Origin of the sequence: Vibrio lentus, assembly GCF_002875945.1 — a bacterium.
In the GTDB taxonomy this organism is placed as follows: Bacteria; Pseudomonadota; Gammaproteobacteria; order Enterobacterales; family Vibrionaceae; genus Vibrio; species Vibrio apostichopi.
In genome coordinates, this window is the sequence record NZ_MCZK01000160.1 from 16,344 (window position 1) to 30,085 (window position 13,742).

10 protein-coding genes are annotated in these 13,742 nt (G+C 46.4%); 6 read left to right on the forward strand and 4 right to left on the reverse strand.

Features of this window, described 5'->3' with window-relative positions; translation table 11 throughout:
• Nucleotides 1–116: 116 nt before the first annotated feature.
• From BCT49_RS20555 to BCT49_RS20570, 4 genes are all read left to right on the forward strand, one after another.
• Entirely contained in the window at nt 117–1,094 is a 978-nt protein-coding gene (locus tag BCT49_RS20555; protein WP_017112127.1) for an ABC transporter permease, read from the forward strand.
• A 2-nt stretch (nt 1,095–1,096) separates the two neighbouring features.
• Entirely contained in the window at nt 1,097–2,035 is a 939-nt protein-coding gene (locus tag BCT49_RS20560; protein ID WP_017112126.1) for an ABC transporter permease, read from the forward strand.
• Nucleotides 2,036–2,222: 187 nt separating this feature from the next.
• Nucleotides 2,223–3,191 (forward strand): SPOR domain-containing protein, encoded by a 969-nt coding sequence (locus tag BCT49_RS20565; RefSeq protein WP_102437828.1) that lies wholly within the window; start codon nt 2,223–2,225, stop codon nt 3,189–3,191.
• A 204-nt stretch (nt 3,192–3,395) separates the two neighbouring features.
• A complete protein-coding gene (locus tag BCT49_RS20570; protein ID WP_102437830.1) occupies nt 3,396–4,637 on the forward strand; it encodes an NADH:ubiquinone reductase (Na(+)-transporting) subunit B in 1,242 nt (413 codons plus the stop codon).
• A gap of 76 nt (nt 4,638–4,713) precedes the next feature.
• On the opposite strand, the gene BCT49_RS20575 is transcribed toward BCT49_RS20570, so the two are convergent.
• From BCT49_RS20575 to BCT49_RS20585, 3 genes are all read right to left on the reverse strand, one after another.
• The gene (locus BCT49_RS20575) at nt 4,714–4,965 is read right to left on the reverse strand and encodes a DUF6482 family protein (RefSeq protein ID WP_102349859.1); all 252 of its coding nucleotides are present in this window, start codon (nt 4,963–4,965) and stop codon (nt 4,714–4,716) included.
• 132 nt (nt 4,966–5,097) lie between these two features.
• Entirely contained in the window at nt 5,098–6,453 is a 1,356-nt protein-coding gene (gene gorA, locus BCT49_RS20580; protein WP_102437832.1) for a glutathione-disulfide reductase, read from the reverse strand.
• 188 nt (nt 6,454–6,641) lie between these two features.
• The gene (locus BCT49_RS20585) at nt 6,642–7,481 is read right to left on the reverse strand and encodes a 23S rRNA (adenine(2030)-N(6))-methyltransferase RlmJ (RefSeq protein ID WP_029224298.1); all 840 of its coding nucleotides are present in this window, start codon (nt 7,479–7,481) and stop codon (nt 6,642–6,644) included.
• A 278-nt stretch (nt 7,482–7,759) separates the two neighbouring features.
• Between BCT49_RS20585 and prlC the strand changes: the two genes are divergently transcribed.
• On the forward strand, nt 7,760–9,802 hold the full coding sequence (gene prlC / locus BCT49_RS20590) for an oligopeptidase A (protein ID WP_102437834.1): 2,043 nt from the start codon (nt 7,760–7,762) through the stop codon (nt 9,800–9,802).
• Nucleotides 9,803–9,919: 117 nt separating this feature from the next.
• On the opposite strand, the gene asnC is transcribed toward prlC, so the two are convergent.
• Nucleotides 9,920–10,384, reverse strand: coding sequence for a transcriptional regulator AsnC (gene asnC / locus BCT49_RS20595; protein WP_009848066.1), 465 nt, complete (start codon nt 10,382–10,384; stop codon nt 9,920–9,922).
• Between the two features lie 126 nt (nt 10,385–10,510).
• Here asnC and BCT49_RS20600 point away from each other — a divergent pair, with 126 nt between their 5' ends.
• Nucleotides 10,511–13,633: an EAL domain-containing protein gene (locus tag BCT49_RS20600; protein ID WP_102437910.1), complete on the forward strand. Its 3,123-nt coding sequence runs from the start codon at nt 10,511–10,513 to the stop codon at nt 13,631–13,633.
• Nucleotides 13,634–13,742: the final 109 nt, after the last annotated feature.

Sequence of the window (13,742 nt, forward strand, 5' to 3'; positions counted from 1 at the left end):
TTAAGTTTCGGTATTTGGTCTTCCTTCAGTCTGGCTAAATACCTTTTTTAAGACTGAAATTTTTTATCTAGTCGCGGATTTTGATTAGATAGTCATGGATAGATAAGGGGCAAGGAATGGTTACGTTTCTGGTCAAGCGCCTGTTTCAGGCACTGATAGTGATGTTTGTGATCAGTTTGGTGGCGTTTGCCATACAGGATAACCTGGGCGACCCGTTGCGTGAGTTAGTCGGTCAATCTGTTTCAGAATCGGAGCGTCAAGCGCTACGTGATGAACTCGGCTTAAATGATCCCTTCATTACAAAATACACTCGCTTTGTAGGCGCTGCTCTACAGGGTGATCTTGGTACTTCGTACTTCTTTAAGCGTCCGGCTGTGGACGTAATTCTCGATAAGCTAGTAGCCACACTAGAGTTAGTGTTTGGCGCTTCTATTATTATTGTTTGTCTGTCGATTCCACTAGGCGTTTACTCCGCTATTCACCCTAAGAGCTTTTTTACCAAGCTGATTATGGCGGGTAGTAGTGTCGGTATCTCGGTTCCTGTGTTCTTGACGGCCATTATGTTGATGTATGTCTTCTCTATCGAGTTAGGCTGGCTACCGTCCTTTGGTCGTGGTGATACGGCAAACTGGTTTGGTTGGGAATCTGGTTTCCTAACACTTGATGGCTTGGCGCACCTTGTGCTTCCAAGTATTGCTTTGGCTTCAATCATGCTACCGCTGTTCATTCGTCTCGTACGTTCTGAAATGCTGGAAGTATTGAGCTCGGAATACATCAAATTCGGTAAAGCGAAAGGCTTAGCGCTAAACAAAATCTATTACCAACATGCATTGAAAAACACCATGCTACCGGTACTTACCGTTGGTGGTGTTCAGATTGGTACTATGGTGGCTTACACCATTCTTACTGAAACGGTTTTCCAGTGGCCAGGTACAGGCTTCTTATTCTTAGAAGCGATCAACCGTGTAGATACACCACTGATTACCGCATACGTTATTTTTGTTGGTCTTATTTTCGTAGTGACTAACACGATTGTTGATTTGCTTTACGGTGTTATCAACCCAACCGTTAACATCACAGGGAAAGGAGCATAATCATGGAACAGACATCGACAGTGCCGTCTCGCTGGGAACGTTTTAAGCAATCTGACATTGTGTATTACTTCTTACGCGACAAAGTGGCAATGGTGAGTTTCGCCATTTTCTCAATCTTCTTAGTGATGGCTCTAGCAGCACCTATTCTAGCGCCAACAGACCCGTACGACGTGACATCGATTGATATCATGGACTCAGAACTTCCACCATCATGGATGGAAGACGGCGAAGATCGCTTCTTGCTAGGAACGGATGAGCAAGGCCGTGATATTTTATCGACCATGCTTTACGGTTCGCGTTTATCACTGACCATTGGTTTCTTAGCGGTGGGTCTACAACTGACGCTTGGTATCATCATTGGCTTGTCAGCGGGTTACTTCGGTGGCCGTATTGATAGCTTCTTGATGCGTTTTGCGGATGTTCAGCTCTCTTTCTCGACCATGATGGTTGCGATCATTGTGTCTGCCATCTTTAAGGCAAGCTTTGGTAGTGACTTCTATGCGCAATACGCCGTTGTCATGCTGGTGGTCATCATTGGTATTGCAGAATGGCCTCAGTATGCGCGTACCATTCGTGCATCAGTATTGGCAGAGAAGAAGAAAGAATATGTAGAAGCTGCTCGCGTGATGGGCTTTAAAGCGCCACGTATTATGTTCCGCCATATTCTACCGAACTGTTTATCGCCAATTTTGGTTATCTCTACGGTACAGGTGGCAAATGCCATCATGTCGGAAGCGGCACTTTCTTTCCTAGGTTTAGGTTTGCCAGTCGACCAACCGTCACTGGGTGCCCTGATCAGTACCGGCTTTAACTACATTTTCTCTGGAGCATGGTGGATCACAGCATTCCCAGGTGTGCTTTTGGTAACACTCGTTCTAGTGATCAACCTATTAGGTGACTGGTTACGTGACGTATTTAACCCTAAAATTTATAAAGGGTGATAGCGCGGTTTGATTTTTAGTAAAAAAAATCACTAAACTAAGAGCCGTAAGCAATTACGGCTCTTTTTTTGCTTAATGGATCTGGAACTTAGTATTATTGACATGGTCAATAATACTTAAAATGGAATTCATGTTTTATCGACATAGAATCGGTAACAATTAGCCCGAGAGGGTTTAAGTGGTGGTTATGAAATTGACAATGAATGCTGTATGTCGTGCTGTGAGTAAAAATTATCGTATGGGGCTTATTGCTGCATCCCTATTGGCATCGAGCCAGGTTAACGCAGAATCGGTTCTATGTGATGCTACTCAAGCAAGCACTAATCAATTACCACAGCTAGAACAATCATGTCCGATTGGTAAGGGTGTTTGGGGCAGCAAGGCGCCTAAACGTCATTCAACTAATGAACTGTTTTGGGTTCAGTGTGGTCTGCTTAATAAGCCTTTGTCATTGAGCCGAGCTAAGCCTCTTTATGAAAAGATCTCGACCAACGTATGGATGAAGCCTGAAGGTGGTGATTATCGCTGTCTGATTGGTCCTTATTCGACATTCTCTGATGCGAGAAAAGACCTCGCTCAGGTACGTAAAGTGTCTGGATACAGCGAAGCCTTCATTCGTATGGTTGATAAGTCTCAGACCTCATCACAGCCTATCGTTGCAAAATCGGTAGAGCCAAAAATGGTCAAGCCTAAAGCTCCTGTAAAACCCAAACCAGCAGCAAAGCCTGCACCTAAACCTGTGGTCGCGACTTCAGCGGTAGCCGCAACGAGTGCAGCCGCAATCCAAGCGATTCCTAGCAATGGTTCAAGTTCGGGTAATGATCTCGATATTGAAGTCCGTGTGACCGCTAATGTTGCGGGCAACAAATATGCAGTGCCGTATTTGTCGGACCATAAACAGCAGTTCTATATGGAGCAAGGAAAGCCTTGGAGTCGTCTAGATTTTGGTAGTGCCGAACTTGTGTGTAATCAGATCGGCATGAAGTTGATGAATGAGCAGCAGTGGCAGAGCATTCTTGGCTCAAAAGTCATGGAAAAGCAGAACTGGCCAATGCACCTACCTTATTGGGGAGCGGATAAAAAAGGCCTGTTCACTAACGGCAACGTAAACCAGCTCAAAGGCTCTTCATTACTCAACGTGATGTGCGTTAAGTAACAACGACCCGCTATAAGACTAAACAAGCCTCAGCCATTGCTGGGGCTTTGTTGTTTATGCGTCTAATTTTCTTAACGTCGGTTTTACTGTTGAATGCTGGCCCGTTTCTTCAATACAAATTTGATTAAAAATCGCTAAAAATTGTTCAAATAGCGCAGTTGGTGCGTAGAAAACCATAACTCAAGCAATAAGGTGATTGAGATTATGAGTTTGAAGAAACGATTAGAAGATGTAGCCCCGCGTTTTGAAGCCGGGGGTAAGTACGAAAAGCTTTACCCAGTCTATGAGGCGTTTGCCACCATCTTTTATACGCCCGGCAACGTAAACCGAGGCTTGACCCACGTTCGAGATAGTATCGACCTCAAGCGTATTATGATTTTGGTGTGGCTGGCGACTTTTCCTGCCATGTTCTGGGGGATGTATAACGTCGGACACCAGAGTGTCTCGGCACTAACATCCAGTTATCAACTCAATGAGCTGACCTTGGTTATCGAGAGCAGCTGGCGCTTGTCGTGGGCATTTGGTGATGCCCAATCCTTAATGGCAAGCGGTTGGGGGAGTCAGATGTTGCTTGGCGCCCTCTACTTCTTACCCGTTTATGCGACGGTTTTCGTTGTCGGTGGTTTCTGGGAGGTGTTGTTCGCCGTAGTGCGTAAACATGAAGTCAACGAAGGCTTTTTTGTTAGCTCGGTTTTGTTTGCCTTAATTCTTCCGCCGACCATCCCGTTATGGCAAGCAGCGCTAGGTATCACCTTTGGTATCGTTGTCGCGAAGGAGCTGTTCGGTGGTACAGGACGCAACTTCCTAAACCCAGCACTGGCTGGTCGAGCTTTTCTCTACTTCGCCTATCCTGCCAACATGTCGGGTGGCTTGGTATGGGTAGCGGCCGATGGTTATTCAGGCGCAACGCCTCTAAGCCAATGGTATGAAGGTGGCAGCACTTCGCTTATGAATAACATGACTGGCGAGACGATAACGTGGATGGACGCGTTTATCGGCAACATACCGGGCTCAATGGGTGAGGTTTCTTCATTGCTTATCATGTTGACGGGTCTGATTCTGATTGTCATGAAGATCGCCTCTTGGCGCATTGTCGCCGGTGTGATTGTTGGTCTCGTCGTGACTTCGAGTCTGATGAACTGGATTGGCTCTGATACCAACTCGATGTTCTCGATGCCGTTTTACTGGCACTTTGTGTTGGGTGGTGTTGCCTTTGGTACCTTCTTCATGGCGACCGACCCAGTTTCTGCGGCGTTTACCAATCAGAGTAAGTGGGCTTACGGGATTCTTATCGGTGTAATGACGGTCGGTATTCGAGTGCTCAACCCCGCTTATCCAGAGGGCATCATGTTGGCCATCCTATTCGCCAACCTGTTTGCTCCATTGTTCGACTTTGTTGTGAAAGAGCAAAACATCAAACGTAGACAAAAACGTACAGCACGATAAGAAATCAACCCCCAACGGAAAAGGCTTGCAGATGTGCAAGCCTTTCCATTTTTATCACGATTGATTTGAAGTTAATTTAACTCCACTTCAAATCAATCTCGAACGGTTGTGTACTACCACAGTGCTCACCACACATCTCGTCGTAGGCACTGTTATGAATGAGGGTTGCCGAGGCTACACCTTGATCACTAAAGTGGTCGCGCGCTTGGTTAACACTCAAAAACTTCATTGGGTGCTGGTGGTCGTCTTTGATTAACTGTTTTTGCTCGCCAATGATTTGGTAAGCCAAGTAAATCCCGCCTTCAAATGATTCAATTAGTAGATTCATCACAAACTCCATTGCTGTTCTAGATAGGTCAGTATCTGTGTTACGTGGAGTTGAGAGGGAAGGTTCAAGAGTGAGCATAAAAAAAGCAGGCACAAGGCCTGCTTTTTAAGAGTTATCAACAAAAGGCGTCGATTATCTCATCGTTACAAACTCTTCTGAGCCCGTTGGGTGGATAGCCACAACAGAGTCGAAGTCTGCTTTGGTTGCGCCCATCTTCATTGCAACGCCGAAGCCTTGAATCATTTCATCAACAGTGAAACCGATGCCGTGTAGGCCAACTACTGTCTCTTCTTCGCCAGCGCATACCAGCTTCATCTTACAAGGTTGACGGTGTTGAGTGACTGCGGTGTACATTGCAGTAAAGCCAGACGTGTAGACCTTGATGTTGTCTTTGCCGTATTGCTCTTCAGCTTCTTGAGTCGTTAGACCAATGGTGCCGATAGGTGGGTGGCTGAATACAACAGTAGGAACGAGCGCGTAGTCCATCTTCGCGTTTGTTTGGCCGTTGAATAGGCGCTCAGAAAGTTGACGACTTGCTTTAACAGCAACAGGTGTTAGCTCGATGCCGCCTTCCATGATGTCGCCAACACAGTAGATGCCAGGAACGTTTGTTGCTTGGAACTCGTCTACTTTGATGTAGCCACGGTCGTTGGTTGCAACGCCAGTTGATGCTAGGTTGATAGCGTCAGTGGCTGGGTGACGGCCGATAGCCCAGATTAGGTGGTCAACGTTTTGAGTGTTGCCGTTCTCAAGGTGCAGAGTCAGTGTGCCGTCTGCTTCTTTCACAACTTCTTTAGGAACAGAATACGTGTGAAGTGTTGGGCCTTCCGCTTCCATTACTTCAACCAATGTCTCAACGATCATTGGGTCGAAGCTACGTAGTGGTGACTCTTTACGGCAGAACAGGTGTGTTTCTGTGCCAAGTGCACTTAGTACACCTGCGATTTCTACTGCGATGTAGCCTGCGCCGATGACAGCAACACGTTTAGGTTGCTCCATCAGGTCGAAGAAACCGTTTGAGTCGATACCGTGCTCTGCGCCTGGGATATTTGGAATGGTTGGACGACCACCTACCGCGATCAGGATGTGATCCGCAGTGTAGTGCTCACCGTTAACTTCAACGGTTTTCTCGTCAACAAACTTAGCAAAGCCTTTGATTACGTTTATTTTGTTGTTACCAAGAACGCGATCGTAAGATTGGTGAATACGACCAATGTACGCTTGACGGTTTTCAACCAGTTTGCCCCAGTTGAAGCCTTTTACGTCAACGTCGAAGCCGTAGTCTTTTGAATATAGGTTGATCGCTTCAGCGACTTGAGCACCGTGCCACATAACCTTTTTAGGAACACAACCAACGTTTACACAAGTACCACCAAGGTCTTGAGCTTCGATAAGTGCAACTTTTGCACCGTGCATTGCTGCGCGGTTAGCTGATGCGATGCCGCCTGAACCGCCGCCGATACAGATGTAATCAAAATGAGTCGCCATTACTTTCTCCATTTATTGAGGGTTGTGGGCACAGTGAGAGCACTGGATACCTACGTCCTATAGATTCTTAAATTATCTAATTATTATATTGAGGGCAGATCGGTTGAACTCAATCTCCCTGTTTAAAATTTATTCGTATACGTCACAATCTGTTGAAGATTCTGCAAACTATGACGTTAAGTTCGAGATTACTCGGGTACGATCCACTCTACTTTGAAGTGACCGGTTGCCGGCGCAATTGCTTCCTTCAAGAATGGAAGAATTTCGTTCATTTGGCTTTCTAGTTTCCAAGGCGGGTTGATAACAATCATGCCTGATGCTGTCATGCCACGCTCGTTGGTGTCTGGTGATACGCCAAGTTCTATTTGTAGAATCTTGTTGATGCCTAAGCCTTCAAGGCCTTCGATCATGTCTTCGATATCACAACGGTTTACCACTGGGTACCAAATTGCGTAGATACCGGTTGCCCAGCGCTTATGGCTTTGAGCAATCGCAGTCACAACATCGCGGTACTCTTTTGCCAGCTCATAAGGTGGGTCGATAAGCACTAAACCACGACGCTCTTTTGGTGGCAGACTGCCTTTTAAGCGTTGGAAGCCATCTTCTTTGTAGATAGACACCTGACGATCGCGGTGGAACTCTTGCTCAAGCAGAGGGTGGTCTGCAGGGTGAAGTTCAGTCAGTACCATGCGGTCTTGGTCGCGCAGGTGTGCACGTGCAACACGTGGAGAGCCCGGGTAGAAACGCAGTTTTTCGCCATTGTTGAGTGCTGAGATAGACTCAAGGTAGCTTTGAATGTCTTCAGGAAGTTCTGTTTGTGCCCAAACGCGTGCAATACCTTGTTTGTATTCGCCTGTTTTTTCAGACCATTCATGCGTTAAGTCGTAACGACCTACACCAGAGTGAGTGTCATGATAAACAAAAGGCTTATCCTTTTGTTTCAAAGAATTAAGAATAAGGCTCTGTACGATATGCTTTACTACGTCGGCATGGTTACCTGCGTGGAAGCTGTGGCGATAACTTAACAAATTAAACTCTCGTAACACTCTCGAATTAGAGTGTGGTTAGTGTAGGTGGGGTTAATCAGACTATTATAACCCTCAATGGACCATAAATTCTCGATCAATTCAGGAACAGTCGTTCGCAATATGCAGTTAGTTATTGGTTCTGCTATTGAAATTTGCCTTCATGGGCACTATTTAATAACTATTCGCAGGTGATTTTTTAGGGCGCCCCTAGCCTGATGACTGTAAGACGACCTCATTACAAAAAAGACGAAAGTCTCTAAAGCCAAAGGAATGTTTATATGTCTAATCCGCTATTAACCTTCACGGACTTACCTCCGTTTTCACAAATCAAACCTGAGCACGTTAAGCCAGCGGTTGAGCAAGTGATTGAAGAGTGTCGCAACAAGATAGAACAAGTACTTGAAGGTAATACTTCACCAAGCTGGGACAACCTTGTTGCTCCGATTGAAGAAGTGGATGATCGTTTAGGCCGTATTTGGTCACCAGTAAGCCATATGAATTCTGTGATGAACAGCGATGAGCTGCGTGACGCTTATGAGAGCTGTCTGCCTGTGCTTTCTGAGTACGGCACTTGGGTTGGTCAGCACAAAGGTTTGTTTGAAGCGTATAAAGCGATCAAGGCGAGTGAAGCATTCTCGGCATTAGACCAAGCTCAACAGAAAACCATTACTGACGCACTGCGTGATTTCGAGTTGTCGGGTATTGGCTTGCCAGCAGACGAGCAGCATCGTTACGGCGAGATCAGCAAGCGCCAATCTGAGCTGGGCTCTCAATTCTCAAACAACGTGCTTGATGCAACCATGGGTTGGAGCAAGCAGGTGACAGACGTGGCTGAACTGGCCGGTATGCCTGAATCGGCATTGGCAGCAGCACAAGCCGCGGCGGAAGCTAAAGAGCAGGAAGGTTACCTACTGACTCTAGATATCCCATCATACCTACCAGTGATGACGTACTGTGATAACCAAGCGCTACGTAAAGAGCTGTACGAAGCTTACGTAACTCGCGCTTCAGATCGCGGTCCAAATGCAGGTAAGTGGGACAACACTGAGATCATCACTGAACAACTTAAGCTGCGTCATGAGATCGCTCGCATGCTAGGTTTCAGCACCTACAGCGAGAAATCACTGTCGACTAAGATGGCAGAAACGCCAGACCAAGTACTGGGTTTCCTTAACGACCTAGCAGTAAAAGCCAAACCACAAGGTGAGCGCGAAGTAGAAGAGCTACGTCAGTTTGCTGAGAAAGAGTTTGGTGTCTCTGAGCTAAACCTGTGGGACATCGCTTACTACAGCGAGAAACAAAAACAGAACCTGTTCGAGATCTCTGATGAAGAGCTTCGTCCATACTTCCCTGAGTCGAACGCAGTTTCTGGTCTGTTCGAAGTACTCAACCGTGTGTTTGGTATGTCGGTGACTGAGCGTGAAGGCGTGGATACATGGCACGATTCAGTGCGCTTCTTTGATATCTTTGATGCTACAGGTGCACTGCGCGGTAGCTTCTACCTAGATTTATACGCACGTGAACATAAACGTGGTGGTGCTTGGATGGATGACTGTCGTGGTCGTCGTATTACTCAATCTGGCGAGCTACAAACGCCTGTTGCTTACCTAACGTGTAACTTCAACAAGCCTGTTGGTGATAAACCAGCACTGTTTACTCACGACGAAGTGGTTACGTTATTCCATGAATTTGGTCACGGCATCCACCACATGCTAACGCAAGTTGAAGCGGGTGCTGTGGCAGGTATCAACGGTGTGCCTTGGGATGCCGTTGAGCTACCAAGTCAGTTCCTAGAAAACTGGTGTTGGGAAGAAGAGGCGCTGTCGTTTATCTCAGGTCACTTCGAAACCGGTGAAGCCTTACCTAAAGAGATGCTAGAGAAGATGCTAGCGGCGAAGAACTTCCAGTCAGCGATGTTTATCCTGCGTCAGCTAGAGCTTGGCCTGTTCGATTTCACGCTACACACTGAATACGATCCAGAAGTCGGTGCTCGTGTACTAGAAACGTTAGCCGACGTGAAGTCTAAGGTTTCAGTACTGCCAAGCCTTGACTGGAACCGCTTCTCACACAGCTTTGGCCACATCTTTGCTGGTGGCTACAGCGCAGGTTACTACAGCTACCTATGGGCAGAAGTATTGTCTGCAGATGCGTTCTCGGCATTTGAAGAAGAGGGTATCTTCAACACTGAAACCGGTAATCGCTTCCTGAACAACATTCTTGAGATGGGTGGCAGTGAAGAACCAATGGAGCTGTTCAAACGCTTCCGTGGTCGTGAGCCTCAAATTGATGCAATGCTTCGTCACGCGGGCATTCAAGCTTAAGTTTTCGTTTATATAGCTTAGATTCGAGACGACATAAGTTAGATAGATTAAAGGCTGAACATTGCATTCAGCCTTTTCTTTTTGGGTCACCTAAACATAATCTAGTGCGTGTATAGATTATGGATTCACATTGCGATTGATTGGGTTTTGCAGCGAGATAAGAGTTTCAGTCGATTGAACCTCGTCGATCGCCTGCAATTTATCAATCAGCACGAACTGTAACTCTTCTATCGATTTACACATCAGCTTAACGAAAATGTTGTAGGCGCCGGTGGTGTAGTAAGCCTCAACCACTTCGTCTAATGCGTTTAGTTTAGCAATGGCTGAATGGTAATCACGGGCTGCATTGAGGTTGATACCAATAAAACAACACACGTCGTAACCCAGTTTTTTTGTGTTTACCACAACCTCGGTTCGCTCAATAATGTCGGCCGATCTCATCTTTTCTATACGAACGTGAATCGTCGCGGGGCTGACATCGAATTTCTTTGCCATTTCAGCATAAGGCGTGCGCGCATCTTCCATCAAAGTTTTGAGAATGGCACGGTCTAGGTCATCCAGACGAGCAGTAGTTGTGGACATGCGTAACCCCTTATATCGAATGAAAATAGCCCGGCTAGAGTACATATCATAGCCAAGGGTGATAATATTAGCAGCAACGATGATGTTAAGGTGAATTCAGTGCGATTTTGGTTGTTATTTCTTGTGGTGTGTTGGAGTACTTTTGCTTCAGCGCAGACAAAAGATGTGTTGGTGATCCACTCTTACCATCAAGGTTTTTTCTGGACAGACGATTTCCACAAAGGGTTAGCGGCAGAACTTGACCGAGATGGTCTGTCTTATCGTGTCGTTTACCTCGATAGCAAGCGCTCTCAAAATCCGGAATATCTTGAGCGTGTTTATCAGCTTTATCACACCAAACTACTGCATGAAGAGTTTGCTGCCGTTGTCGTCAGTGACAATAACGCACTCAACTTAATGAAGCGCCTCGCGCCCGACCTAAAAAGCACTCCAGTTATCTTTGGCGGTATCAACAACTTCTCTCCTGAAATGATTGAAGGCTTGAACGCGACAGGTATTAGTGAAGATATTGATTTGGCGGGTAATATTGAACTGATCAAGCGTCTTCAATCGACAGTCAAAAAAATCTATATTGTCACCGATCACTCAGTAACGGGCGAAGCCATTCGTGCCCAAATCGACCTGTTTGTTAGAAAACACCCAGATTTTTCCGATCTCGTTGAACACTATGTTCCTGATTCTTATCAAGAGCTCGTGACATTTTCTCAACGTGCCGATCTCGGAAAAAGCTTGCTGTTTTGGGCGTATTACCGCGATGCCGATGGTCGAGTCAGCAGCGATGAAGATTGGCGAGATCTCAATACACAGACTCAAATGCCACTGTATATGGTGCATGACTTGGGGCTTGGGTTCGGCGCTATCGGAGGAGTAATTCAGAGTGGTGAGACGCAAGGTCGAGATACTGGGCGTGTCCTATTGAACGTGTTGGCTAACCCAACAAAGCCACTTCCCGCTGTGGTGGCTGGCGCTCCGGAAATAAAGATCGATTATCAGCAGATCTCTCGTTGGGATCTGGGCGCAGAGAATGAAGCCTCGGTGACTTTCCTAAATAAGCCTAAGTCATTCCTCGCGCGCTATCGCGATGAGATTCGTACGATTGGTTTGCTATTTTTAGCCATGGCGTGCGTGATTGCCACCTTGGTGTATTACCTCAACCGACTGAAGAAAAGTGAACGGGCAAGCCGAAAAAGCCAAATGTTGCTTGAGTCGATATTCGATCAAAGTCTGCAATTTATGGGCATTATCGACAAAAATGGGGTGCTGTTGTCGAGTAACAGTAAGCTGCATGAGCTTCTCTACAACCAAGGCTACAAGCTTGGTACCCCGCTGCAAAATCATCAGCATTGGGAAGAGTCTGCACGTGAAATCTTGAAGGAGTATTTTACGAGTAAAGAAACGCCGCCTGCGTTGCGCTTTGAAGCTGAAGTGTGGTGTCGTGATCGCGGTGTGATGGTATTGGAGATTTCACTGAAATCGATGCCGGGCAATGAAGAGGACGACACCCAGTTCTTATTTGAAGCGCGTGATGTGACTTCTCGTAAACTCGCTGAAAATAAACTGTTCCAACGTGAAGCGAACCTTAAGCTGTATTACGACAAGCAACCCGTGATGATGATTACGCTGGATGGCAACAACCGTATTCAGCAAGTAAACCAGTTCGCTGAAGAGGTGTTAGGTTATCCGTTGGAGCAATTGCTAGGCCATCGTCCAAGAGAGTTCTACGTCGATGAAAATGCGATGATCCCGCGTCATATCTTGCTGCAACCCCAGCACAAGGTTCGCGGCGTTTGGCGTCGTGATATTGAATATCGTCATGCAGATGGCAGCACAATCTGGATTCGTGAAAACATTCGTCCATTGGTTGAGTCTGATCAGTTGCTGATTGTCGGCGAAGACATCACCGAGACTCATGAGCTTTCAGAAAAGCTAGAGTATCAGGCTCGCTATGACTTGCTGACTGATACCTTCAACCGCAATCATTTTGAACAAGAACTGCAAAAGGCACTCAAAGAAGTCGAGAGCCACATGCGTACTCACGCGATGTTGTTCTTGGATTTAGACCAACTCAAGGTTCTCAATGATACTGCAGGCCATGAAGCGGGCGATGCGGCGATCCTGTTTAGCGCCAAACTATTGGAAGAGGTACTGCCGTACAACACGGTATTGGCTCGAATGGGCGGTGATGAGTTCGCGGTTTTACTGAAAGATTGCACCGAGCGAGATGCGATTAATGTATGTCGCAGTATCATCTCGATGATGAGCGAGAATCCATTCTTGTGGGGTGATATTCGCCTCAACCTGACCAGCTCTATCGGTATCCGATTGATTGATCATACTGCGGCTTCACCACAAATGGTGCACGCTCAGGCTGATGCCGCTTGTCATGCAGCGAAAGAAGAAGGGCGCAATCGCTATAACCTTTATCATCAGGATGATGAAGATATTCGTCGTCGTCACTTAGAAATGGAGTGCGTCAATCTCGTCCATGAGGCCTTGGCGAATGATCGTTTAGAGTTGTTTGCACAGCGTATCCTTGGTTTAGACAAAGACAGTGAGAAAATGCACTTCGAGATCTTGGTCAGAATCAAGAACATCAAGGGTGAGTACATCTCTCCTGGGATCTTCATGCCCGCCTCAGAGCGCTATAACATTGCGCACTTGATTGACCGCCGAGTCGTGAGTCAAACACTGGCTTGGTTAGAGCATCGACCTGAGGTGATTGATGAACTTGGAATGTGCTCTATCAATCTGTCTGGTCATTCGATGGGTAACCGAGAGTTTGTTGAATTCTTGATTGAAAGCTTGGCGAATTCGTCAGTGCCTTGCCATAAAATTTGTCTAGAAATCACCGAAACGGCAGCGATGAGCAACATGAAACAAGCGATCAAGTTCTTCACTCGCATCAAAGAGCTTGGCTGCATGATTGCGCTCGATGACTTCGGTTCAGGCTTATCTTCGTTTGGCTACCTGAAGAAATTGCCGGTCGATATCGTGAAGATTGATGGTCTGTTTGTGCGTGATATTGATGTCAACGAAATGGATCATGTGATGGTTCGCTCTATCAATGACTTGGCCAAGCAGATGGGTAAACACACGGTGGCAGAGTTTGTTGAAAACACTCAGATCATAGACAAGCTGATCGAGCTCGGCGTTAACTATGCGCAAGGCTACATTATTGGTCGACCTAAGCCACTTGCAGAACTCGTTGAAGAGTTACAGCAAGAGCGAGCGCTAGAGCATTTAGATTAAGTGAACCAAGCGACACGATGACCATTCTTCAGCTTTAGCCTTATGTATTAGCTTTAGCACTTACAGCGCTAATAGCTTGCTGCGTTAATGGTTTTCAGAACTAATGGCT

What these genes read in the sequence shown, in the direction of transcription:
- prlC (WP_102437834.1), top strand. Translation starts at nt 7,760, where the DNA reads ATGTCTAATCCGCTATTAACCTTCACGGACTTACCTCCGTTTTCACAA.
- BCT49_RS20555 (WP_017112127.1), top strand. Translation starts at nt 117, where the DNA reads ATGGTTACGTTTCTGGTCAAGCGCCTGTTTCAGGCACTGATAGTGATG.
- asnC (WP_009848066.1), bottom strand. Translation starts at nt 10,384, where the DNA reads ATGTCCACAACTACTGCTCGTCTGGATGACCTAGACCGTGCCATTCTC.
- gorA (WP_102437832.1), bottom strand. Translation starts at nt 6,453, where the DNA reads ATGGCGACTCATTTTGATTACATCTGTATCGGCGGCGGTTCAGGCGGC.
- BCT49_RS20560 (WP_017112126.1), top strand. Translation starts at nt 1,097, where the DNA reads ATGGAACAGACATCGACAGTGCCGTCTCGCTGGGAACGTTTTAAGCAA.
- BCT49_RS20565 (WP_102437828.1), top strand. Translation starts at nt 2,223, where the DNA reads ATGAAATTGACAATGAATGCTGTATGTCGTGCTGTGAGTAAAAATTAT.
- BCT49_RS20575 (WP_102349859.1), bottom strand. Translation starts at nt 4,965, where the DNA reads ATGAATCTACTAATTGAATCATTTGAAGGCGGGATTTACTTGGCTTAC.
- BCT49_RS20570 (WP_102437830.1), top strand. Translation starts at nt 3,396, where the DNA reads ATGAGTTTGAAGAAACGATTAGAAGATGTAGCCCCGCGTTTTGAAGCC.